21 protein-coding genes and 1 riboswitch are annotated in these 23,311 nt (G+C 66.0%); of the genes, 13 read left to right on the top strand and 8 right to left on the bottom strand.

Translation table 11 applies throughout. From position 1 onward, the window contains the following. Positions 1-153 precede the first annotated feature (153 nt). The 4 genes from M1D40_RS00945 (at position 154) to purL (ending at position 4,132) form a co-directional block, all read left to right on the top strand. A complete protein-coding gene (locus tag M1D40_RS00945) occupies positions 154-564 on the top strand; it encodes a hypothetical protein (protein WP_341394720.1) in 411 nt (136 codons plus the stop codon). Positions 565-794: 230 nt separating this feature from the next. Continuing rightward, positions 795-1,049 (top strand): phosphoribosylformylglycinamidine synthase subunit PurS, encoded by a 255-nt coding sequence (gene purS / locus M1D40_RS00940; RefSeq protein WP_461169869.1) that lies wholly within the window; start codon positions 795-797, stop codon positions 1,047-1,049. Next, entirely contained in the window at positions 1,049-1,825 is a 777-nt protein-coding gene (purQ, locus tag M1D40_RS00935) for a phosphoribosylformylglycinamidine synthase subunit PurQ (protein WP_445818913.1), read from the top strand. The genes purS and purQ overlap by 1 nt, the downstream gene beginning before the upstream one ends. Further along, positions 1,826-4,132, top strand: coding sequence for a phosphoribosylformylglycinamidine synthase subunit PurL (purL, locus tag M1D40_RS00930; RefSeq protein WP_461169868.1), 2,307 nt, complete (start codon positions 1,826-1,828; stop codon positions 4,130-4,132). Positions 4,133-4,170: 38 nt separating this feature from the next. Here purL and M1D40_RS00925 read toward each other — a convergent pair whose 3' ends face one another. Then, a complete protein-coding gene (locus tag M1D40_RS00925) occupies positions 4,171-5,163 on the bottom strand; it encodes an endonuclease domain-containing protein (RefSeq protein WP_461169867.1) in 993 nt (330 codons plus the stop codon). A gap of 208 nt (positions 5,164-5,371) precedes the next feature. On the opposite strand from M1D40_RS00925, the gene M1D40_RS00920 reads away from it, so the two are divergent. Further along, complete coding sequence (locus M1D40_RS00920; protein ID WP_461169866.1) at positions 5,372-5,950, top strand: GNAT family N-acetyltransferase; 579 nt, start codon at positions 5,372-5,374, stop codon at positions 5,948-5,950. On the opposite strand, the gene M1D40_RS00915 is transcribed toward M1D40_RS00920, so the two are convergent. Together M1D40_RS00915 and M1D40_RS00910 are read right to left on the bottom strand one after the other, a co-directional pair. Then, complete coding sequence (locus M1D40_RS00915; RefSeq protein ID WP_461169865.1) at positions 5,926-6,495, bottom strand: DUF1990 family protein; 570 nt, start codon at positions 6,493-6,495, stop codon at positions 5,926-5,928. The genes M1D40_RS00920 and M1D40_RS00915 overlap by 25 nt on opposite strands. Then, entirely contained in the window at positions 6,492-6,878 is a 387-nt protein-coding gene (locus M1D40_RS00910) for an MmcQ/YjbR family DNA-binding protein (protein WP_461169864.1), read from the bottom strand. The genes M1D40_RS00915 and M1D40_RS00910 overlap by 4 nt, the downstream gene beginning before the upstream one ends. 124 nt (positions 6,879-7,002) lie before the next feature. Between M1D40_RS00910 and M1D40_RS00905 the strand changes: the two genes are divergently transcribed. Beyond that, positions 7,003-7,830: a DUF1206 domain-containing protein gene (locus tag M1D40_RS00905; RefSeq protein ID WP_461169863.1), complete on the top strand. Its 828-nt coding sequence runs from the start codon at positions 7,003-7,005 to the stop codon at positions 7,828-7,830. Positions 7,831-7,836: 6 nt separating this feature from the next. Here M1D40_RS00905 and M1D40_RS00900 read toward each other — a convergent pair whose 3' ends face one another. After that, complete coding sequence (locus M1D40_RS00900) at positions 7,837-8,265, bottom strand: CoA-binding protein (RefSeq protein WP_461169862.1); 429 nt, start codon at positions 8,263-8,265, stop codon at positions 7,837-7,839. Between the two features lie 107 nt (positions 8,266-8,372). Continuing rightward, positions 8,373-12,086: a DUF5979 domain-containing protein gene (locus M1D40_RS00895; RefSeq protein ID WP_461169861.1), complete on the bottom strand. Its 3,714-nt coding sequence runs from the start codon at positions 12,084-12,086 to the stop codon at positions 8,373-8,375. A 287-nt stretch (positions 12,087-12,373) separates the two neighbouring features. Between M1D40_RS00895 and M1D40_RS00890 the strand changes: the two genes are divergently transcribed. Both M1D40_RS00890 and M1D40_RS00885 read left to right on the top strand, forming a co-directional pair. Beyond that, on the top strand, positions 12,374-13,675 hold the full coding sequence (locus M1D40_RS00890) for an MFS transporter (protein WP_461169860.1): 1,302 nt from the start codon (positions 12,374-12,376) through the stop codon (positions 13,673-13,675). Beyond that, a complete protein-coding gene (locus M1D40_RS00885; protein ID WP_461169859.1) occupies positions 13,662-14,435 on the top strand; it encodes a MerR family transcriptional regulator in 774 nt (257 codons plus the stop codon). The genes M1D40_RS00890 and M1D40_RS00885 overlap by 14 nt, the downstream gene beginning before the upstream one ends. Positions 14,436-14,463: 28 nt before the next feature. Here M1D40_RS00885 and M1D40_RS00880 read toward each other — a convergent pair whose 3' ends face one another. After that, positions 14,464-15,081 carry an alpha/beta fold hydrolase gene (locus tag M1D40_RS00880; protein WP_341394708.1) on the bottom strand — a complete coding sequence of 206 codons (618 nt, stop codon included), beginning with the start codon at positions 15,079-15,081 and terminating at the stop codon, positions 14,464-14,466. Between the two features lie 121 nt (positions 15,082-15,202). Then, on the bottom strand, positions 15,203-16,618 hold the full coding sequence (locus M1D40_RS00875) for an LLM class flavin-dependent oxidoreductase (protein WP_461169858.1): 1,416 nt from the start codon (positions 16,616-16,618) through the stop codon (positions 15,203-15,205). 36 nt (positions 16,619-16,654) lie between these two features. Next, a riboswitch (SAM riboswitch) is annotated at positions 16,655-16,770 on the bottom strand. Positions 16,771-16,922: 152 nt separating this feature from the next. Here M1D40_RS00875 and M1D40_RS00870 point away from each other — a divergent pair. The 5 genes from M1D40_RS00870 (at position 16,923) to acs (ending at position 22,960) form a co-directional block, all read left to right on the top strand. Continuing rightward, positions 16,923-17,756, top strand: a complete 834-nt coding sequence (locus M1D40_RS00870) for a hypothetical protein (protein ID WP_461169857.1) — start codon at positions 16,923-16,925, stop codon at positions 17,754-17,756. A 269-nt stretch (positions 17,757-18,025) separates the two neighbouring features. Continuing rightward, the gene (locus M1D40_RS00865; protein ID WP_461169856.1) at positions 18,026-18,859 is read left to right on the top strand and encodes an ABC transporter ATP-binding protein; all 834 of its coding nucleotides are present in this window, start codon (positions 18,026-18,028) and stop codon (positions 18,857-18,859) included. Positions 18,860-18,999: 140 nt separating this feature from the next. Next, positions 19,000-20,055, top strand: a complete 1,056-nt coding sequence (locus M1D40_RS00860; protein WP_461169855.1) for an aliphatic sulfonate ABC transporter substrate-binding protein — start codon at positions 19,000-19,002, stop codon at positions 20,053-20,055. After that, entirely contained in the window at positions 20,055-20,945 is an 891-nt protein-coding gene (locus tag M1D40_RS00855) for an ABC transporter permease (protein WP_461169854.1), read from the top strand. The genes M1D40_RS00860 and M1D40_RS00855 overlap by 1 nt, the downstream gene beginning before the upstream one ends. Beyond that, entirely contained in the window at positions 20,936-22,960 is a 2,025-nt protein-coding gene (gene acs / locus M1D40_RS00850) for an acetate--CoA ligase (RefSeq protein ID WP_461169853.1), read from the top strand. The genes M1D40_RS00855 and acs overlap by 10 nt, the downstream gene beginning before the upstream one ends. On the opposite strand, the gene M1D40_RS00845 is transcribed toward acs, so the two are convergent. Then, a complete protein-coding gene (locus M1D40_RS00845; protein ID WP_461169852.1) occupies positions 22,954-23,292 on the bottom strand; it encodes a hypothetical protein in 339 nt (112 codons plus the stop codon). The genes acs and M1D40_RS00845 overlap by 7 nt on opposite strands. Positions 23,293-23,311: the final 19 nt, after the last annotated feature.

Here is a 23,311-nt window from a genome sequence, read left to right as displayed (position 1 = left end):
CCCACTCTAACGACCCCGCAAACGCACCCGGACCGGGAACGTGTTTCCGGGACTTGTCTGTGCCGGAGACGCTTGCGTAGAATGAGTAAGCATACTTACTACCTGTTCTGGGCGATGGAGTTCTCCGTCCGGACCTGAACTGGAGGAACGATTATGTCAACGCAAGCAAGACCCGAAGGCGCGGCCGATCCCGCCCCGGAACCCAACGCCCCGTGGTGCACCAACTGCGGGACGGATGAATACCTGATCATCGAATCCGTGGAACCGGCAGTCGGCGAAGATGCCGCGGAGTTCCTGGAAATCAGCTACACCTGCTCGGAGTGCGATCGTTTCTACGGGCACCCGGTTCGGCACTCCCCCGTCTGGGCCCGCCGGATGAACACCACCGGAACCGACGCCGAATACCTGCACTGCGGCGAGCCCATGCAGCCGAAGGACACCACCTCGGTGTCCATCTTTGAACCCGTCTACACCGGACCGGACACCATCACCGTCCCGGAAGTACAGCTCGACACCACAGTGCTGCGGTGCCGCTGCGGCTTCCAAATGAGCGTTCCGGCCTGATCCCCTCCGGGCGGCGGCCAGCACCGCCGCCGCCCGGCGCCGCACATCCGTCTTCGGGCCGTTATCCATAGTTGGATGACGGCCCGAAGACGTTTAAGCCATGGCCCGGCGACACGAAAAGACGGCCGGGGGAAACGCCGCTAGAATGAAAGCGCAAGCTCGCGGAGCGCTGAATCAGCGTGAGACGGCAGGGTCCGCGGCCACCCATTTCTCTCACAGGAGTTGCCCGGATGCCCCGGATCGTTGTTGACGTCATGCCCAAACCTGAAATCCTCGATCCGCAGGGCAAGGCCATCGCCGGTGCCCTTCCGCGGCTGGGCCTGGCCGGGTTCACCGGGGTCCGGCAGGGCAAGCGGTTCGAGCTGACCGTTGACGGAGACGTCACTGAAGAAATCCTCGAACAGGCCCGCACCGCAGCAGCCACCCTGCTGTCCAATCCCGTCATCGAGGACGTCACCCGCGTTGAAGTAATCTCGGAGGCCTGATTTTGAGCACTCCCCTGATCGGCGATTTCGCCGCTGCGCCCGCCAACGACGCGTTGCGGGCCGTCCGGATCGGCATCATCACCTTTCCCGGCACCCTTGACGACCGCGACGCCGCCCGTGCGGTAACCCTCGCCGGCGGCACCGCCGTCGGCCTCTGGCACAACGAAGCCAACCTGCAGTCCGTGGACGCCGTCATCATTCCCGGCGGCTTTTCCTACGGCGACTATCTGCGTGCCGGAGCCATTGCCCGCTTCGCCCCGCTGATGGACAAAGTGGTGGACGCTTCAAAGGCCGGCATGCCCGTGCTGGGCATCTGCAACGGTTTCCAGATCCTCACCGAGGCTCACCTGCTGCCCGGTTCCATGATCAAGAACAACCACCTGAAGTTCTCCTGCGCGGACCAGCTGCTGCGCGTGGAAAACAACACCACGGCCTGGACCTCTGCCTACGCCAAGGATTCCGGCATGGTCATTCCGCTGAAGAACCAGGACGGCCAGTACGTCGCCGACGAAAAAACCCTAGACGAGCTCGAGGGCGAAGGCCGCGTGGTGTTCCGCTACGACGGCGCCAACCCGAACGGCTCACGCCGAAACATTGCCGGCATTTCCAACGCCGCCGGGAACGTCGTCGGCCTCATGCCGCACCCCGAACATGCCGTCGAGGCCGGTTTCGGGCCGGATTCCTCGGCCTACGGCGAGGTCGGGCTGGGCTACGGCACCGACGGCCTGGGCATGTTCACCTCAGTACTCACCTCGCTCGTTGCCGGAGGCAAATAAATGACCGTTTCCGCAGCCTCCACCGAGGCGAAGAAGTTCCGCATCGACACGGTTGAACACGCCGCCGCGACCCCCGACACCGAGCTTCCCTGGGCCGATCTGGGCCTGAAGGAAGACGAGTTCAACCGCGTTGTCGAAATCCTGGGCCGGCGCCCCACCGCGGCGGAACTCGCCATGTACTCGGTCATGTGGTCCGAGCACTGTTCCTACAAGTCCTCCAAGGTGCACCTGTCCCAGTTCGGTGAAAAAGTCACCGACAAGATGAAGGAACACCTGCTGGTCGGCATCGGCGAGAACGCCGGCGTCGTCGACATCGGCGAGGGCTGGGCCGTGACCTTCAAGGTTGAATCCCACAACCACCCCTCCTTCGTGGAGCCCTACCAGGGCGCCGCGACCGGCGTCGGCGGCATTGTCCGCGACATCATCTCCATGGGTGCCCGTCCGGTGGCCGTGATGGATCCGCTGCGCTTCGGTGCGATCGACCATCCCGACACCGCCCGGCTGGTGCACGGGATCGTCTCCGGCATCGGCGGCTACGGCAACTCGCTCGGCCTGCCCAACATCGGCGGCGAGCTGGTCTTCGACTCCGTGTACCAGGGCAACCCGCTGGTCAACGCCCTGGCCGTAGGCGTCATGCGCCACGAGGACATCCGCCTGGCCAACGCCTCCGGCACCGGCAACAAGGTGGTCCTCTTCGGTGCGCGCACCGGCGGTGACGGCATCGGCGGCGCCTCCGTGCTGGCGTCGGAGTCCTTCGACTCCACCAAGCCCTCCAAGCGCCCCGCCGTGCAGGTGGGTGACCCGTTCGCCGAAAAGGTGCTCATCGAGTGCTGCCTGGAACTGTTCAAGGCCTCCGTGGTGGAGGGCATCCAGGACCTGGGCGCGGCCGGCATTTCCTGCGCGACGTCGGAGCTTGCCTCCAACGGCGACGGCGGCATGCACGTAGAGCTGACCAAGGTGCTGCTGCGCGATCCCACTCTGACCCCGGGCGAAATCCTGATGTCCGAGTCGCAGGAACGCATGATGGCCGTAGTGACGCCGGAGAACGTCGAGGCGTTTGAAGCGATTATGGCCAAGTGGAACGTGGAGTACTCCTGGCTCGGCGAGGTCACCGGCACCGGCCGGCTGGTCATCGACTGGGCCGGCGAGACCATTGTCGACGTCGACCCCAAGACGGTTGCGCACGAAGGACCGGTCTACCACCGCCCGTTCCACCGCCCCGAGTGGCAGGACAAGCTGCAGGCGGATTCCTTCGCCGGGACCCGTCCGTTCGGCAGCGAAGCGGTCAAGAAGGCCATGCTGGAACTGATGGCCTCGCCGAACCTGTGTGACAAGTCCTGGGTCACCAACCAGTTTGACCGCTACGTGCAGGGCAACACCGCGCTGGCCATGCCCGACGACGCCGGCGTGATCCGCGTGGATGAAACCACCGGGCTGGGCGTGGCCATCTCCACCGATGCCAACGGCCGCTACACCTACCTGGATCCGTATGAGGGCGCCCGCCTGGCCCTGGCCGAGTCCTACCGCAACGTCGCCACGTCGGGCGCAACACCGCTGGCCGTCTCCGACTGCCTGAACTTCGGCTCCCCCGAAGACCCCGAGGTCATGTGGCAGTTCGCCGAAGCCGTCCGCGGTTTGGCCGACGGCTGCCAGGAGCTGGGCATCCCGGTCACCGGCGGCAACGTCTCGCTGTACAACCAGACCGGCGGCGTCGCCATCCACCCGACCCCCGTGGTCGGCGTGCTGGGAGTGTTCGACGACGTCGCGCGCCGCACGCCGTCGGGCTGGCGTGAAGACGGCCAGGCCATTTACCTGATGGGCGTCACCAAGGACGAACTGGACGGCTCGGAATTCGCGAACCTTCGCGGGCACCTGGGCGGCCGGCCGCCGGCGGTGGACCTGAAAAGGGAGAAGCTGCTCGGCGAACTGCTGGTCAACGCCTCCCGCGACGGCATGATCGACGCCGCACATGACCTGTCCGAGGGCGGTCTGGCCGCTGCCCTGTCCGAAATGGCGCTCCGCTTCGGCGTCGGCGCCCGGATCGGGTTGGATGAAGTCTGCGAGCGTGACGGCGTGGACCTGTTCACCATGCTGTTCTCCGAGTCGCAGTCCCGGGCCGTGGTGTCCGTGGCCCGCAGCGAAGAGGTCCGTTTCAAGGACATGTGCGGTGCCCGCGGCTACGCCCACATGCGGATCGGCGTGGTGGACACCGAGATCGGCGCCCTGGATTTCCAGGGCCACTTCTCGCTGCCGCTGTCCGAGCTGAAGGAAGCCCACGAGGGGACCCTGCCGAAGCACTTCGGCTAGCCACCTCCCATCCCGCGAGATGGCAGAAGGTGCGCTTCTCAGCTCTGAGAGACGCACTTTCTGCCATCTCGGCGGTACGGGGAATCGAGGCGCCAGCCGGCAGCAATCAACGCCGACCGGACCTTGCTCACGGCCGCACCGCCGTCGTCGGCCATGTGCCGGCGCGAGATTCTAACCTCAGTCCAGCCCAGGGTCCGAGTCCGTTCCTCACGGCTGATGTCCCGCTCCACCTGACCGGGTTCGGAGTGTCCCGCCCCCTCATATTCCACGGCCACCCGGTAATCGGGGTAGGAAAGGTCCGGCCGATGGTGCGGATTGCCGAAGGCATCGAGAATCGGTCTATTCACCAGCGGTTCCGGCAGCCCGGCGTCCGCCAACGCCAGCCGAAGCAGCGTTTCCGGCGGCGAATCCGCTCCGATCCGGCTCAGCTCCAACGCAAGCCTGGCCTTACGGATCCCCCGTTTGCCGCTGTGCCGGTCGATAACCGCCTGCAGAGACTCCTTGGTGGCATACGGCGTCGTTCTGTTTTCATACTCGGGGCGGGGAATGCGGATCAGGTAGTCGGTTATGACCGTCAGATCCGCGACGGTTAGCCGCTGGGCCAGATCAAGCCAGGTCCGCTCCCTCGAGGTCAGCGACAGGCCATCCACGACACAGATCTCCCCCGCGAACATTTGTCCGGTATGGCCGCTGACCCCACCACGCCGTTGCGGAGACATACCGGTCAGCCGCGTGATGTGCAGCTTGCCGTCGTCTGCGAAGGACGGCATCGGAAATTCCCACACTTCGGCCGCGGAGTCATGGGAGGCAACGGAATAGGGGGTCACCTGTGTGTAAGCCCGGTAGCGGCGGTGCGGGGGCATGCTCTGCAGATCCGCAAGGTCCCGGGAATCCACCCACCGGATGGACCTGCTCAGGCGAATAATCCGGGCGTGCCGCAGCCGGCCGCGGGAAACGCCGGACGCGTCTGCCTCGCTGACGGTGAAAGGGTCGGTGGAGAACCCAGAGGGCAATGGCTCGGGAATACGCATGCCAGAAGAATGGCCCTTTCGCATTTCTTCTGCAGCCGCTATCCACACCCTCCGCCGAACTGGCAGAAAGTGCACGTTTCAGAGCTGGGAAGCGCAGTTTCTGCCAGTTCGCGGGGGAGGGGCGGACGCGACGGGACGGGACGGGACGCGAAAAAGATGTTGCTCACCAAATAGCGGCAAAATGAAATCGGGCAGGCACAATTACTCAGTGACCTTGACCCCTGACGACACAGCATCGGCCGCGGAACCCCCCACGCCGGCCACCGGCCTTCCCGCAGCCCTTCCCGCCGCACTCTCCACCGACCGGCTGCGGCTGTCTCCCATCACCACCGCCGAGCTGGACGCCCTGATCATCCAGTCCCGGCTGCCGGACTGGGCCCCGGACTTCCCGCAGCCCACCGACCACGACGCCGCCCGGCAGTTTTTCGAGGCGGGCCTGAACACCGTGGAAGATGCCCTGAGCACCCGGCTCATCCGGGAAAGCGTAACCGGCCAAGTAGTGGGCACCATCGGATTCCTGCTGCTGCCCGAAGACGGAGACGTTGAGGTCAGCTACAGCGTGGTGCCGTCCCGGCGCGGGCAGGGTTACGCCACCGAGGCCCTCACCGCCCTGGCCCGGCATGCCCTGGACCAGGCTGCGGTGTCACGGGTCATTGCGTACACGGAGCCGGAAAACGCCGCTTCCCAGGCGCTGCTGCTCACGGCCGGATTCCTCCCGGTGGAAACCCCGGGCCTGGGCCTTGGCTTCATCCTTCAGGCAGCTCAGCTTCCCGAAGCCAACGAGTAGGCTGCCGCGAGATAGCGCCGGGTGATGAACTGCTGCACGGCGCGGTTGGCGAAATCTCCGGCGGCAATCAGCCGGTTGGCCGGCCGGCTGTAGGCCGCCAGCCGAAAGATGAGCTTGCCGTCCCCGTCCAGTTCGGCATAAAAGCCTTCTTCGCCCTGCTCCGGGTGCCCCTTCAGCGTCCCGTAGCCAAAACCGGCACGCTGGCCCGGAACGGGAGCCCCGGCGTCGTCGACTGCGGGTTCTTCGGCCCACAAAACCCGGCACGGCGCGAAGTAGCGCAGCGGCCCCAGCCCAACACCGGAAGACATCTCCACGCCGGGAGCCGCGTGGGGCGTGGAGGCAGCGACGCGCAGCCCGGACAGCCGGTGCAGATCCCAGTCCAGGATGCCGTTGGCCAGCCTCAGGAATCCCGCCGCCGGATCCGGAACGCTCAGCTGCTCCCGGCGCAGCACCAGCCGGTACCCCTCGGGCCAGCGGTGCGTCAGCGGCTGGGGATAGGGCCGGCGGGTGTAGCCGGAGTCCGGGTAGGTCAGGGACCGGCTCATCCGCCGGCCAGTCCTTTCCACATCAGCGACTCCCGGTCCCGCCGCGGCAGCGAGGCCACCACCAGATCATAGGAATCCTCGACGAGGTCCTGCACCAGGTCCGGAGCGAATCCGTCGTCGAGGCGCACAGAGTTCCAGTGCTTCTTGTTCATGTGCCACGCCCCGTTGATCTGGGAATGGGCGGCGCGCAGCTGGACCGCCAGCTCCGGTTCACACTTGAGGCTGATGGTCAGCGGCGAGCCGTCCAGCCAGCACAGGGCAAACATTTTCGCTTTGCCGCCCGATGCCTGGACCTTGAACACGGAGGCATCGGGCCCGAACGGAAAGTCCTCATAGGTGCCCGGGAACTGCAGGCACACCCGCCTTACCTCTGCCGCATCCATCCTCCGAGCCTAGTCCGACGCCGCGCGGCGGCGCCACAGGTGACAGGATGGAAGGAACCCACAACCCTAACCGGCGCATGCCATGGCGTGCGCCTCACTCGCTCATTCACTCACGGAGGACACTTTGGCTCGCACAGGACACGGGGACAGGCTGGCCTCGGCCGCGGCGAAGGCTGCCGATTCCAAGGGCTTTGAACGCGCGGCCCGCATGGGATACGTCGCAAGCGGGCTGCTGCATCTGCTCATCGGGGTCATTGCACTGCAGATCGCGTCAGGCGGCAGCGGCGACGCCGATTCCTCCGGTGCGGTGGCGGCGCTGGCCGGGCAGCCCGGCGGCTTGATCCTGCTCTGGGTCTGCTTCCTGGGCTGCCTCACCCTGGCCCTCTTCCAGCTTTCGCGGATCTGGCTGGAGGGCGGCGGGCTAAAGGGCAAGGACCTGTGGAAGATGCGCGGCTCGGCCGCCGGGCAGGCCATTGCCTACGGCGCCATCGGCTCGACCTTTGGTTCTTTCGCCCTCGGCGGCGGAACGGACAGCGGTGAGAGTTCCTCCAGTTGGAGTGCCCGGCTTATGGCCCAGCCTGCCGGGGCGCTGCTGCTGGGCCTGGTCGGCCTGGGAATTGTCGTCGTCGGCGGCTACTTTGTGTTCAAGGGCGCCAGCCGCCGGTTCCGCAATGACCTCCGCGCCGTTCCGCCGGGAACATGGAACCGGGCGGTTACGGTCACGGGCGTGCTGGGATTCGTTGCCAAGGGCATTTCCCTGGCCATTCTTGGAGTGCTGGTGATGGTTGCAGCCGCCACCGCCGATCCGGAACGTTCCAGCGGCCTCGACGGCGCCCTGCACGCCCTGCGCGAGCAGCCTTTCGGCTGGCTGGCACTGGGCGCGGTGGGCGCGGGGCTGATTTGCTACGGCCTCTACACGGGGATCCTGCGGGCGCGGTTCGCCAAGCTGTAGGAACGCTCACAAGCCGTAGTGTGGAGCCTCAATGACGGGGCAGGTGTCCATCACGACGTCCAGGCCGGCATCGGCTGCGCGGCGGGCGGCTGCCTCGTCAATGACGCCGAGCTGCAACCACACGGCTTTCGCCCCGACGGCGATGGCCTGGTCCACCACATCGCCCACCCGGGCGGAGTTTACAAAGCAGTCGACGACGTCGATCGGGCCCGGGATGTCGCTGAGCCGCCGGTAGCCCTTGTTGCCGTGGACATCGTCGCCCTTGAGACTGACCGGAATAATCTCCATGCCGAGATGATCCTGGACGTACTTCGATACGCCCACGGCCGTGCGCATGGGGTTATTGGAGAGCCCGACGACGGCCCACCGGCCCTTCTGCCGAAGCAGGCGTTCGACTACCGCCGGGTCATTTACGTGTGCGCCGTCAACTGCCATGTGCCGTCCTTCGATGGAAACCGTAAAGGGGGCTCCAGCTTACGCCCGGGCTGCGGACACCCGCGAGGAGGTGTCCGCAGCCCGGGCATGAAGCTCGGGGATCCCGGTTACAGATCCTCACCGGATCCGCGGCGCCGCTTTGCCGCGAGGAGGAGCAGCCCGCCCAGCCCCAGGGCTCCGACTCCGGCGGACACGGCCAGGGCCGTTCCGTCGCTGCCGGTCTTGGGGAGCTTCCCCGACTTTCCGGGCTTCTCCGGCCGTTCCGGCTTTTCCGGCGCGGGGGTTGGTGCCGGCGTGGGGGTGGGAGCCGGCACCGCGGTGTAGGCATTGGTTACCGTCAGGTCCGCAGTGCTGCCGGCGGCCACGGCAACCGGCTCAGGCAGAGTGGTCTGCACAGTAACGCTTTCACTGCTGCCGTCTTCCGGCTCCGTCACTATGCACTCGGACCCTGCCTGCACTCCGGGAACTTCCTGGCTGTAGCTGCCCGTGAAGCCGGCCGGAACCCTGATCTCCGTTTCCAGGGTCAGGTCCTCACCGATGACGCACCGGACGGCGAGCCTGACCTCACCCTGTTGGCCGGCAGCTTCTCCCGCGATGGCCTTGGTGACGGTGATGACCCCCGGGTTGAAGCCGTAGGTGTTGGTCACCGTCCCGGCGACTTCCTGGCCCCCGACGATGGTCAGGATGCCCGGAAGGTCCGTGGTCACCCCGACTTCCGTTGTGGAACCGGTCACCGGTTCTGTCACCACGCATTCGGCTCCGGCGGCCACCGCGTCGAAGGTCCAGGAACCGGGTGCGGTGGTCCCGGCGGCAACAGTGACGGTCTCATTCAGCACTTCAACGTCACCGGAGAGGCACACGACGTTGAGCTGAATCTCATCCTGGGCCCCCGCTGCTTCTCCGGCCAGGACCTTGTTCAGCACCAGCGAACCGGCAATGAAGGTGTACGTGTTGCCAACCACGGCTTCCGCACCGTCGCCGGCCGGAATCGTGACGGGATCCGGCAGTACCGTCTGCACTCCCACCGTTTCCGTGGCGCCGGTGACCGGTTCCGTCACCGTGCATTCAGCGGCGGCGGGCAGATCCTCGAAAGCCCTCTCGAAGGTTTCCGTTTCACCGGCCGGAATGTCCACCGTCTCACTCAGCACGGTGTCGCCGTCGTCGGTGCAGGTCACCAGAAGCTGCACATCGCCCTGGGAGCCGGCAGCCTCACCGGCAAAGGTCTTGCGCACCGCCAGCGTGCCCGGGTTGAAGGAATAGGTGTTGGTCACCTGTTCCTCGGCCACTCCGGCCGCCGGGATGGTCACCGGATCCGGAGTCACCGTAACCACCGAGATGGCCGGCGTGGTTCCGGCGCCGGGTTCCGTGACGGTGCACTCGGTTCCGGCCGGAATGTTGAGGTACTGGGATTCACCCGTACCTGTAACACCCGGCGGGACATTCCAGGTTTCCTGCAGAATGGATCCGTCCGGGCCGCAGCTGATGAGAATGGTAAAGGCCTCCTGGAAGCCCGCGGCCTCGCCGTCGATCGTCTTGAGCACCCGCAGGATGCCCGGTTTCAGGGTGTAGGTGTCGGTGACCGTGGCGGCTGCGCTCCCGCCGGCCGGGATCACCACCGTATCCGGCAGTGCAACTTCGACCGCGACAGTCGCAGTTTCACCGGTCGCCGGTTCGGTGACGGCACACTCGGCGTTGGCCGGGATATCGGTGAAGGTCTGTGAGACACCGGTGGCTGATCCGGCGGCCAGCGAAACGGTCTCGTTCAGTACGGTGGCTCCGTCACTGGTGCAGGTCACCTGCAGGGTCACTGCCCCCTGCTGTCCCACCGCCGGACCTGCCAGTGCCTTCGTGACGGCCAGGCTGCCGGGGTTGAGCGAGTAGGTGTCGGTCACCGTGATTTCCGCTCCTCCGGCGGGTGGAATTGTCACGTCTCCCGTGCTTTCAGTGACGACTCCGACGGCGGTGGTGGCACCGGTGGCGGTTTCCACCACGGAGCAGGTGGCGCCGGCGGGAACTCCGGGGAATTCGTTGTGGACCGTGCCGGTGGAGCCGGCCGGGATAGTGACGGTTTGGGTGAAGACAGTTGTGCCGGCGCTGGTGCAGGTCAGGGACAGCACTACGTCGCCCTGCTGTCCGGCCGCGGGACCGGCGATCGTCTTGTTGACCCCAATCACGCCGGGGTTGAAGGTGTAGTCGTTGCTGACCGTGCTGGTCACGCTCCCGGCGGCCGTGATGGTGACGTCGGCGGGAAGAGTTGGTGTTGCGGTTACTTCGGTTGTGCTGCCGGTGGTCGGTTCGGTGACGGTGCAGACCGTCCCCGCGGGCACGCCGGAGAATTCCGTGGAGAAGGGTTCGGTCTGCCGCGCCGGAATCGTCACCGTGGTGTTCAGTGCGCTGCCGCAGGTGACCTGCAGGACAACCACGCCGTGGTTGCCGGCAGCTTCGCCGGTAAAGAGCTTCTGCACTACGAGAGTGCCCGGCGCAAAGGTGTAGGTGTCGGTGACTGTGGCCTGCGCCGGCGTTCCGGCCTCGATGATGACGGGCTGCGGCAGCGCCGTACTGACGAGGACGGTGTCATTGGCCCCGCTGGCCGGTTCGGTGACGGTGCAGGTATTACCCGCCGGAATCCCGTCGAAGGTTTGGGATGCCCCGGTGGTGCTGCCCGCGTCCACCGCGAGGGTAAATTGATAACCGGGTCCGCAGTCAATGTTGATACTGATGGCGCCCTGGCTGCCGACGGCCTCACCGAGGATGGTTTTGGTGACGGTCAGGGACCCGACGGCGAAGAATTCTGCGGTGGCGGTGGCCGTGCTGGAAAGTTCGCGGGTGCTGGCGAGAATCAGCTTTTGCGCTGCCGTCACGTCCGGATTCGTCTGGTCGTACAAATAGACGTTTCCGGTGGGCACCGTGACCACACCGCGTGCCGTTATGGTTGCAGGTTCGGTCGCACCGGTAGTGCTGCGGACCCAAAACTGGCTGCCGGACGCAACGGGATTGTCCAGCGGCTGGGTGCCCGCTGCGTTCGCGAACAGGCCGTACCCGCGGGGCACGCTGAGGGTCACCGTCGCGCCGCCTTCGGCCGCCACAGTGTAGGGGCCTGTGACTCCGTCGCTTGGTCCCGCTGCAGTGGCCGGGGTGATGCTGATATCCGGAGCGTCCGGTTCGGTAAGAGGGCCGGCGGCGATCGTGGCGTTCACGATGGCCTGAACGGCCGGGTAGAGCTCGTTCCGGGGATTCACGACGTAGCCGTCGCTGAAGAACCAGATGGCCGCCTGGACGGCTGCCGCCCGCTGGTTGTTGTTCAGCCCCGCCGGCTGGTTGGGGACGGTGGGGTAATACGAGTTGAGAATCCGGTTGACGTACCCGATGTTGGGCACTGTCGCTTCGTCCCAGGTGCCGTTCTCATAGCCGATCCCGACACGTGTTTCGGTGCGGATATCGATGCAGTACATGGGTGCCGTTGTTTCGCCGTTGATGTCCTCGGTAACGATGACGCCGGCAAAGCCGGGGTTGTTGGTCTGGTACCCCGAGGGAATGGACGTTGGATATGACGCAACCGGCCAGGTGGTCCCCACCGGAGGCAGGGCTCCGGTCAGCGACTGGCCCTCCCCCAGCCGGCTGATGACGATGTCGGTGTTGGGGCCATAGGGATTGTTGGCCGGCACCTCCCGCGCATAATCGATTCTGGCGGACGCCGGTGAAGCGAGCGGAGCGATCATCAGCATCGCCAGAAGCACACCCAGCAGGCCTCGGGCGGCAATTCGCAGCCGCCTGCGCCCGGTGTGTGATCGAGCCTCATGAAGTGGTTGGAAACGACTCATAGGGTGTGCCTGCCTAAAGTGAGATCAAAAGCGCAGTGGAACGCTCGGAGCCCTGAACCTATAGGCCGGCTGCTGGGGTATTCCAGAGCAGAAAGCAAAATTGGCTGTTTCCGGGAAGAAGTTTTTTAGAAACTGCGTCCGGTGGGTGGAGCAAACCACCGGAGGTTCCTTTTCCCCTGCCGGACTGATACTTGTTTTCGAATCGAAGACATACGGGACGGATACTGCCGTGCGGGCGGAAACGGAAACTTGACTCCGACGCAGCGTCATAGTTCTTACTCGAGAGCATGAAACCAACCGCAGTCTTCTACCTCACCTCGTACTCGCTTTCACTGCTGGGAAACTCCATTGCGGCAATTGCCCTGCCCCTGATCCTGCTTCAGGCAACGGGCAGCATCATGTCTGCGGGCATCCTGGCGGCATCCACCGCCGTCCCCGCGTTCCTGGCCGGCCTGCTAACGGGGGTGGTGATCGACCGGGTCAACCGGCGCACCGCCTCCGCTGCTGCCGACGCTGTTTCTGCCGTTTCACTTGCGGCTCTGCCGGTGGTTGATGCGTTGACCGGTCTGGATCTGGGCTGGTTTATTGTTTTCGGCATTCTTGGCGCAGTAGGTGATATGCCGGGTTTGACCGCACGGGAGGCGCTCCTTCCGGCAATAGCCCGTGCGGCCGGTCTTTCCGCAGGGAAACTCCTCGGAATTCGGGAGAGCATTGGAGCGCTGGTCATGGTGATCGGGCCGGCGGCCGCGGGCGGACTAATGGTCTTATTTGAGGGGTCCACGGTCCTTTGGATAACCGCGGGGACCTCCCTTGCGGCAGCAGCGGTGACGCTTCTCATTCCAGGCAGTGCCTGCGCCCTTAAACCCGAGCCGGAGTCCCTAACAAAAAATCGCCCGGCCTGGAATCAATTGCGGCAGGGCTGGAGCGTCTTGTTTCAGCGCGACAAAACCCTGCGCGCGGCCACCCTCCTGACCCTGATGATGGTGGGCGTCCTGGTTGCCCTGCAGGGCATCATCCTGCCCGCGCATTTCTTCCTGCTGAACCGGCCCGGAGAGCTGGGGCTCGTCCTCGCCGCACTCGCCGCCGGGACGCTGGCGGGCGGGACACTCTACGCAGTCCTGGCCTCACGACCGGGGCTCCGCCGGTATTGGCTCACCGCCGGTCTGGCCGGAACGGCAGCCGGCCTGGCCATTCTCGGCACACTGCCGGCGTCGTGGGCCATGCTCACCGGAGCGTTGATCCTGGGCCTCGCCTCCGCCCTGCTCGGATGCGTAACCGGAACCGTCATGGTCGAACGCATCCCGGAACAGATGCTGGGGCGCATCATGGGAACCCAGAACTCCCTGGCCCTTCTGGCAGCGCCCGCGGGGATGGCGGCAGCAGCCCTTGTCGCCGAGCGGCACGGATTGGTTGCGGCAGGCCTGACCGTGGCAGGCCTGTGGACCGCGGCGGCGGGGTGGGCACTGGGATCGCCCTCCCTGCGTCTTGCCCCGCAGGTTCCGCTCGAGGCCTCCGCGTCCACACCCGGAACGCCCGCGGCACCGGGCACAATGGACCCCGAGAGGACGGTGGGAGATGAAAAGCAGTGAGATGGCAGCGCTGGCCGGTGTAACGGTGCGGACATTGCGGCATTACCACCAGCTGGGAGTACTGCCGGAACCGGAGCGCGGGTACAACGGGTACCGTAATTACGACGCCCGGGACCTCATTCGCCTTCTTCGTATCAAGCGGCTTGGCGCCATCGGAATTCCGCTGGACGCAATGGCGGAATTGTTGGACGGCGACGGCGGAACCGGCGGCCCGGGAGCTGAAGCCACGGCCCTGCTGGACGAGCTGGAGGCCCGCATTGACGCGGAAATGGACCTGCTGCAGCGCCGGAAACGGCTGATCACCGGGCTCAGGACGGCCCGCGCACTGGATCTGCCGCCGGAGCTGGCGCAGGTGGTTGACGCCTTCGCCGCGTCAGCTCCTGCATCCGTGCGGCAGATGGATCGTGAACAGGCCATCCTGCTGGCACATCTTGCGGGTGAGGACGGTGTTGACAGCCTTGCGGAGGTCTACGAGAAACTGAGCTCGTCGGAGCTTGCCGACGGGGTGCTGCAGTTTTACACCGACTTTGCCGGGCTCACCCAGGAAACCTCCGACGAAGAGCTGGAGCAGCTGGTTACCGGTTTCGTGGAAACAGTCGCTGTTCCCGTCCGGGACGCGCTCGCGGGTTCCGGGCAGCTTCTGGCCGCGGACGAGTCCGCCGTCACGGCCGTTTTTGACGAGTACCGGCAAAGCGCACTGAATCCGGCCCAGCAGCTGGCCCTGGCCCGGATCACAGAGCGGCTGGAGGGAGTGGGCTGAGCTGGCGACGCCGGATACTTCGCCGGCGCTAGTTCAGGAAGGACTCGATGGCGTCCGCAAGCGCTGTGTCAGGCACGCTCGTCGTATCGCCCTCCAGCAGCTGGAACTCCCCCTCATCGAGAGCGGCCGCGGCGCGGCGGGCCAGGTCCTGGGTTTCGTCGCCGCTGGTGCTGCCCGCCAGAACGAGAACCGGGACCTGGACGCCGCCCAGTCCTTCAAGTTCGGTCTGCAGGAGCAGAAGCTCGTCCTCACCTTCCTCCAGCGCCAGAGTTGGCTCCAGCGCCACCACCCGGGTGATCACCGCCGACTCCTCAGCGGCGCGCAGCGCCAGGAAAGCGCCGGAGGCAAACCCGTAAAGGCTCGCGGAACCGCCGGCCACCTGCACCACCGCCAGCAAGTCATCGACGTCGGACTCTGCCGTGTATTCCTCCCCCATTCCGCTCTCCCCCATGCCGCGCCGGTCATAGGTGTAAACCGTGTGGTTCTCCGAAAGCAGGTCGGCAAGAACCTGCGTGCTGGAGCTGCTGCGGTCCGCCGTGAGGGGATCGACGATCACGAGCGGCGGGCCGCTGCCCTGCCGGGACCAGGCAATGCGGGTTCCGTCTGCGGACAGAGCGATTCCGGAAGCGCTGGGAGAGTGTTCCATGGCATGCTCCTGCACAGGCTGGGGACGACGCACCGGATTGGATGCGCCACCTTTCAAACGTAGGAGCGGCCCCGGGTACGGTCAATGGCGGCGGAGGCAGAGCCGACTTGCGTACTCCGGTTTAATGCACCGCCGGCTGCAGCCGGTACGAGGCGCCGCGGTGTTCCTCCGGCAGCTTGTCTCCCCGGTTGAACAGCTTGTTACGCAGCGTGCCGGCGCTGTATTCGGTCCGGTAGGCGCCGCGCTTCTGCAGTTCGGGCACCACAAACTCGACGATGTCCTCGAAGGTGCCCGGCGTAACCGCGTAGGCAAGGTTGAAACCGTCGACGTCGGTCTCTTCCACCCAGCGGATCATCTCCTCGGCGATTTCCGCTCCCGAACCCACCATCCGCGGCCCCAGGCCGCCGATCCCCACTGAATCGGCGATGTCGCGCACCGTCCAGGGTTCGCCGTCGTCCTTGGGCTTCTGGAAGTTGCCCGCGGCGGACTGGATGGCATTGGATTTCACGTTGCCCAGCGGCTCGTCCAGGTTGTAGCCGGACAGGTCCACGCCCATCCACCCGGACATCAGCGCCAGGGCACCCTCATGGCTGGCGTACTGCTGGTAGTCCTCGTGTTTGGCGGCGGCTTCTGCTGCGGTGGCGGCAGTGATAACGGTCATCAGCGTGTAGATCCGGATGGAATGCCGGTCCCGGCCTGCGGCCTCGGCGGCGTCCCGGATTTTCGTGACCGTTGCCTTCAGCTTTTCCTTGGTGGGCGCTCCGACAAAAACCGCCTCGGCGTTGGCAGCCGCAAACGTAATGCCCCGCGGGGAGGCGCCGGCCTGATAAATCACCGGCGTGCGCTGCGGCGACGGCTCGCTGATGTGGATTCCCGGAACTTTGAAGTACTTGCCTTCATGGTTGATGTCATGAACCTTGGCCGGGTCGGTGAAAACGCCGGTCTCCTTGTCGCGGACGACGGCGCCGTCCTCCCAGGAGCCTTCCAGCAGTTTGTAGATTACTTCGAGGTACTCATCTGCGTGGTTGTAGCGCTCATCGTGTTCCAGCTGGTCTTCAGCCCCCAGGTTCCGGGCGGCGGAGGGCAGGTACCCGGTCACGACGTTCCAGCCGACCCGGCCGTTGGTGAGGTGGTCAAGCGTGGAGAGCCGGCGGGCAAACGGATAAGGATGCTCGTACGCGGTTCCGGCAGTGACGCCGAAGCCGAGGTGTTCAGTGACCAGGGCCATCGCGGACACCAGCAGCAGCGGATCATTGACCGGAACCTGGGTTCCCTGCCGCAGGGTGGCCTCGTTGGAGCTGCCGTACACGTCGTAGGTGCCCAGCACATCCGCGAGGAAAATGCCGTCAAACAGCCCTTTTTCGCAGGTCCTGGCCAGATGGGCCCAGTAGCGGAGGTCGGTGTACTCGGCGGACTTATCCTGCGGGTGGCGCCACAGGCCCGGCGACTGGTGGCCCACGCAGTTCATGTCGAAGGCATTGAAGCGGATCTGCCGCCGGCTGCTCTCTTCGGTCGCGGGGATGCTCTGCTCTGACATGGCGAACCTTTCGGAACGGGACGCACCCGCAAAGGAGCGCCGTACTTGCCGTCCGCGGACGCGGGACGGCCGGATCCTCATCTGGGGCACCCCGCTACGGAGAAGAGGGTTGCCGCCCAACCAGCCAGAGCTTCGCGTTGGGACTCATGATCCTTCGGCTCCAGTATCTGCACAGCACTGCAGCGCTTGGGAAGTCAATGACCTTTTGTGAACCTGCCCGTTGCTGCCCACCCCTGCCGCCGGCCGGGGTCCCGCCCGTTGCCGGACCCAAAACACGCTTCCGCTGGCGCGCCCAGTCGCTATTGTGTGCGACATGAAAAGACACCTGAGCTGGATCGTGCCGTTTGTTGGTGTTTTTGCGCTTTATCTCGGCGCGGCCCTGGGGACAAACATCAACCTCCAGTCCGGCAGCAGTGTCAATGTTCAGGCCCTCATTCAACTCGCCATTTTCCTGATGTGGGTTGTGCTCACCATTGTTTTGGTGATCCGTACGGTGCGGAACGGTTACCGCGTTTTCCGCGGCTATCGGCGGTCCGGCGGCCATCTCACCAAGTCGGAGCAGGCCCAGGCAAATCTTCAACAAAACTACGAGAACTCATGGGCCGCGGCCAGAAACCTGGTTGCACAACTCTCGGCGGGACACCGGCCGGCGTCCCTTGAAGTGTGGGGAATCGTTCTGGAACCGGGCGAAACAGTGCACCTTTCAATCAGAGCGGATTATGCACGCTTTTACGGCCTCAACGGAACTTATGTTCATACATCGGGATTCTTTTGGGGGCAGCCTGCCTTTGTCCTAGCAGGATTCGGAGTTACCGCCCTAGCCAACAGATCACGACGGCGGGCAGCTCAGGCTGCATCGCGCCAACAGTGGCGCGATTCCCAGCACAGTCAAATGTTCCTGACCGACCGGAGGATTATCTGCCAAGCAAACGGCAGGTGGCTCAGCTTCTATTACGCGCACGTCTCCGTTTGTTATCCCGAGCCGGAGAACAACAGCATGGTGCTCGAATTCCACTCCTCCGAACCGCTTCTGATCGGAGGAGCGGAGGCGCCGGTGGCCATCGCCTACTTGGTCTGGGCACTCTACGGGGAGCACGGACTGAAGGCCCACCCTGCCCTCGAAAGCCTGCGCAGATGATGATCCACAGCCTGCACCGGCTTGTGGGCCGCCAGGGCAGCGCAGCGAAATATTACGCCGGGGACTTGCCCGTTTCCCGAATGGCGCGTTTAGTAGCACTTGACCATCCCGAGCGGCTGAGAGACCTGGATCAGTGAAGCCGCAGCAACCCTGGTTGCCGTACCTCCTCCTTGAGGAACGGCAATAACGAGGACAACGCCGCAGGAGGCCGTAACCGGCCCAAGGTGTTTTCCGTAGGGTGCTACTGCCAGGACCGATGGAGAGTTAACATGACCGCCTTGGCTTCACAGTCCCCTGCCGCCGCCCCGCCCGCTGTTTCCGGGCAGTCACCCGCCGGCTCCGCGCTTCCCGTGACCTTTTCCGGCCTGGGCCGCAGCTTCGGCACCGGACCGGAGGCCCACCTCGTCCTCCGGGACATCACCTTTGAAGTTTCCCCCGGCGAGGTCCTGGCCATCCTGGGTTCCAGCGGCTGCGGAAAGTCCACGCTGCTGCGTGCCGCTGCCGGCCTGGATCCTGCCAGCACCGGCGAAGTCCTGATCAACGGCACTGCCGTGAACGGAATCGACGACCGCTGCGCCGTCGCGTTCCAGGAACCCCGGCTGCTGCCCTGGCAGACCCTGCAGGCCAACATCGCCATGGGACTGCCCAAGGGCACAAGCGCCAAAAACGGCAAGGCCAAGGTCGCCGAACTGCTGGAACTGGTGGAACTGGCGTCCTTCGCCAAGCACCGGCCGCGTGCCGTCTCGGGCGGCATGGCGCAGCGCGCCTCGCTGGCCCGGGCACTGGCCCGCACCCCCGGGGTGCTGCTGCTCGATGAACCTTTCGGTGCCCTGGATGCACTGACCCGGCTGAAGATGCAGGACCTGCTGCTCTCAGTGCACCGGGCCACCCCCACCACCGTGCTGCTGGTGACCCACGACGTGGACGAGGCCCTCCAGCTGGCCGACCGCATCATCATCCTCGGCAAAGAGCCCGGAACCCCCGGCGCCACAATCACGGACACCATCACCGTGCCCGGCAGCCGGCCGCGGAACCGCGCGTCGGCGGAGCTGGCACGAATGCGCGGCGAGCTCCTGGCCCGCCTCGGCGTCGACCGACACTAGCCGTCCAGCGCCCCTCCCGGAACCACCCCGGCTGCCGCCCTCCCGGGACGCGCCCCGGTTCCCGGGCGCACTCCCGGTCCTCCCGTGCCTTTTGCGGCACTGACTCATGCTTCCCAGACTTCCCAGAGAAAGAAACTCCCATGAACAGCCGTTCCCGCAGCTCCTCTCCGATTTCCTCCCCCATCAAGGCCCTCGCCGCGGCCGCGGCCGCAGCGTCCCTGCTGCTGACCGGCTGCGTGGCCGGGGAGGATTCCGAATCTGCCGCGAACGCCGGAACCGCCGACGGCGGAACACTCACCCTGGACTTCGCGACGTACAACCCGCTGAGCCTGATCATCAAGGACCAGGGCTGGCTGGAGGAAACGCTCGCGGAGGACGGCGTCACCGTGGAGTGGGTGCAGTCGGCCGGGTCCAACAAGGCCAACGAGAATCTGCGGTCCGGAGCGGTGGACGTCGGTTCCACGGCCGGTTCCGCCGCGCTGCTCAACCGTGCCAACGGGTCCCCGATCAAGGCCATCGACGTCTTTTCCCAGCCCGAGTGGTCAGCGCTGGTAGTCGGCGCGGATTCGGAGATCACGTCCGTGTCGGACCTCAAGGGCAAGTCGGTGGCCGCCACCAAGGGCACGGACCCGTATTTCTTCCTGGTCCAGGCCCTGGAAGAGGCCGGGCTGAGCCTCACCGACGTCACCGTGGAGCAGCTGCAGCACGCCGACGGGCGCACCGCACTGGAGAACGGTTCGGTGGACGCCTGGGCCGGACTTGACCCGATCATGGCCGGCGCCGAGCAAAACGGTGCCCGGCTGGTCCACCGGAACCTGGACTTCAACACCTACGGCATCCTGGCCGCAAATGAGGCGTTCCTTGAGGGGGATCCCGAGCAGGCACAGGCCGTCGTCAACGCCTACGAGAGGGCCCGCGCCTGGGCTGCGGAGAACCCGGAGGAAACCGCGCAGATCCTCGCCGACGTCGCCGGACTGGATCTGGCCGTTGCGCAGACCGTGGTGCTCGAACGCAGCAACCTCGACGTCGACCCCGCCCCGGGCGAGGCGCAGCGCAGCGTCCTGGAGAAGATCGGCCCCACGCTCGTGGAGACCGGAGACGTTGCGGACCAGGCCAAGATCGACACCGCCCTGGACAGCCTCTTTGACGATTCCTACGTGCGTAATGCCGACCCCGACGCCGTCAAGGAGTCCTGATGACGCAGTTCGAAACCCCGTACCTCACCGGCAACAGCGCCGTTCCCGTCTCCCGGGCAGGCCTGGCCGCCACCGGAGCTGCGGCGGCACCCTCCCCTTCCGGGCCAAGCAGGGAAACTGCACCCGCAGGCCTGCTTTCCCGCCGCTGGATCCGGCTCGCCCTGGGACTGGTGGTTCCGGCCGCCCTGCTGGCAGCCTGGCAGCTCAGCACGGCCGCCGGTGTCTTCACCGCCGTCCAGCTGCCTTCCCCCGCCGCCGTCTACACAGCGGCCCTCGACCTCATCGACCGCGGCCAGCTGGGCCAGCACATCGCCATTTCCACCCAGCGGGTGCTCATTGGTTTTGTCATCGGCGCCCTGCTGGGGCTGGCGCTGGGTGCCCTGCTGGGCTTGTCCCGGCTGGCGGAGGTCCTGCTCAGCCCGGTGATCGGTGCACTGCGCGCCGTACCGTCCCTGGCCTGGGTGCCGCTGCTGATCCTGTGGTTGAAGATCGGTGAGGATTCCAAGATCACCCTGATCGCCATCGGCGCGTTTTTCCCGGTGTTCACCACAGTGTCCCTGGCCCTGCGCCACGTGGACCGGAACCTGGTCGAAGCTGCCCGGGCCTTTGGCCTGAACGGGCTGAAGCTGCTGAGAACGGTGCAGCTGCCCGCCGTCGTCCCCGCCGTGTTCTCCGGGCTGCGGCTGGCCCTGGCCCAGGCGTGGCTGTTCCTGGTTGCCGCCGAACTCATTGCCTCCTCGATGGGGCTGGGCTTTCTGCTCATCGATTCGCAGAACAACGGACGCACCGACCGGCTGCTGCTGGCCATCGTCCTGCTTGCCCTCATCGGCAAGGCCACCGACGCGCTCCTGGGACTTGCAGAGAAAGGGGCCGTGAAGAAATGGGCCTGATCCCAGCGATCGAAGCCACCGTTGACCCGGCCGGCGCCGTCGATCCCGCCACGGAGGATGAACGCATCGCGTTCTGGGAAGCCGCCGCACGCCGGCTCCAGTGGGAGCAGCCCTGGCACACCGCCCACACCTTCGCCGCGCCGCAGCGCCTGAGCGGGCCGCAAACGCCCGAGGACGACGCCGAATACAGCGTCCCCTCGATCGAATGGTTCGCCGGCGGCACCCTGAATGTCGCCGTGAACTGCGTGGACCGCCATGTGGCCGCAGGCCGCGGCAACAAGGTGGCCCTGCATTTCGAGGGCGAACCCGGTGACCGCCGCACTGTTACCTACGCCGATCTGCAGCGCGAGGTCTCCCGCGCCGCCAACGCGCTGCTGGCGCTGGGCATCGGCCGCGGAGACCGCGTGGTCATTTACCTGCCGGTGATCGTGGAGACCATCGTGATCACCCTGGCCTGCGCCCGGATCGGCGCCGTGCATTCGCTGGTGTTCGGCGGCTTCTCCGCGGAAGCGCTGAAGTTCCGCGTCGAGGACACCGGCGCCAAGCTGCTGGTGACCACCGACGGCCAGTTCCGCCGCGGCGCCGCAGTACCGGTCAAGGACAACGCCGACGCCGCGGTGTCCGGAACCAACGCCATTGAGCATGTGCTGGTGGTCCGCCGCACCGGATCCGAGATCGACTGGACCGAGGGACGGGACCTCTGGTGGCACGAAACCGTGGACACCGCCCCGGACCTGCACGAGCCGGAGGCCTTCGACGCGGAGACGCCGCTGTTCATCATGTACACCTCGGGCACCACCGGGAAGCCCAAGGGCCTGGTCCACACCATGGGCGGCTATCTGACGCAGACCTCCTGGAGCTACGAATACCTCTTCGCGAACCCGGATCCGGGCGCCCGCGAGCGCGACGTGCACTGGTGCACCGCCGACCTGGCCTGGGTCACCGCGCACACCTACGAGATCTACGGTCCGCTCTCCAACGGCGCCACCCAGGTGATCTTCGAGGGCACCCCGGATACGCCGCATCCGGGCCGGCACTTCGAGATCATCCAGCGGTACCAGGTCACCAGCTACTACACCGCTCCCACCCTGCTCCGGTCGCTGATGGGCTGGTTCCCCGAGGGCGTTCCGGGAACGTACGACCTCTCCTCCATCCGGCTGCTGGGCACGGTGGGTGAAGCGGTGAACCCGGAGGCGTGGCGCTGGCTGCGCGAGCAGCTTGGCCGCGGGGAGGTGCCGGTCATTGATACCTGGTGGCAGTCCGAGACCGGCGCCACCATCCTCTCCCCGCGGCCCGGCGACGCGCAGTTCAAGCCCGGCTGCGCCTCCCGCGCGCTGCCCGGCGTGAGCACCCGGATCGTGGACGGTGACGGAAACCCGGTACCGCCGAACACGCAGGGCTTCATCGTGGTGGATAAAACCGGGCCGGCGATGGCCCGCACGGTGTGGGGCAATCCGCAGCGTTACCTGTCCTCCTACTGGCGGCAGTACGCCCGGCAGGGCTGGTTCCTGGCCGGCGACGGTGCAAAGTACGACGACGACGGCGACACCTGGATTCTCGGCCGCACCGACGACGTGCTCAACGTGTCAGGGCACCGGCTGTCCACGATCGAAATTGAGTCAGCCCTGGTTTCCCATCCCTGGGTCACCGAGGCGGGCGTCTGTCCGGTGCCGGATCCCAAAACCGGGCACGCGATCGCGGCGTTCGTAGTCCTGTCCCCGGCGGCCGCCGCCGCCCTGCCCGAACCGGGTCCGGCGGACCCGGCCTTCACCCGGCGCGTCACCGTGGAACTGCGGGCCCACATTGCCCGGGAGATCGGGCCGATCGCGAAGCCGGCCGCCGTCGTCGTCGTTCCCGATGTACCCAAGACCCGCTCCGGGAAAATCATGCGGCGGCTGCTGACCCAGCTGTTTGACGGCACGGCGCTGGGCGACACCACCAGCCTGCAGAACGAGCCCTGCATCGCGGACATCGCCCGCGTGTGCCGGGACCGCCGCGAAGGAGTGTCTCAGTGAACGCGGGCCAGCGTCACCCGGTCCATCACCACTACTCCGCCCATCAGCCGGTGGATCCGCATGAACTCCGTGGGCGAAATTTCCAGGTAGGTGGTGTCCGCCTTTGCGGGCAGAAGATCGGCGTGCATCCCGTCCATCAGTTCCAGGAACAGCCGGCTGGCTTCGACCTGCGGCAGCGGTTCCGTGGCGGAGATTTTGTGCGTAGCGGCACCGAGCTTGTAGCCGGTTTCGATGACAACGACGTATTCGTCCATGGCGCTGATGCCCTTCGTTGGTCCCTCCGGCGTCGCCCGCCGCTGCCCGTCCGCTGTGTGCCCGCTCCTGCTGAACATTCTTCGCCCGCTGTCTCCA

The organism is Arthrobacter sp. Z1-15 (assembly GCF_054792395.1).
This window is presented reverse-complemented; position numbering and strand designations above follow the sequence as displayed.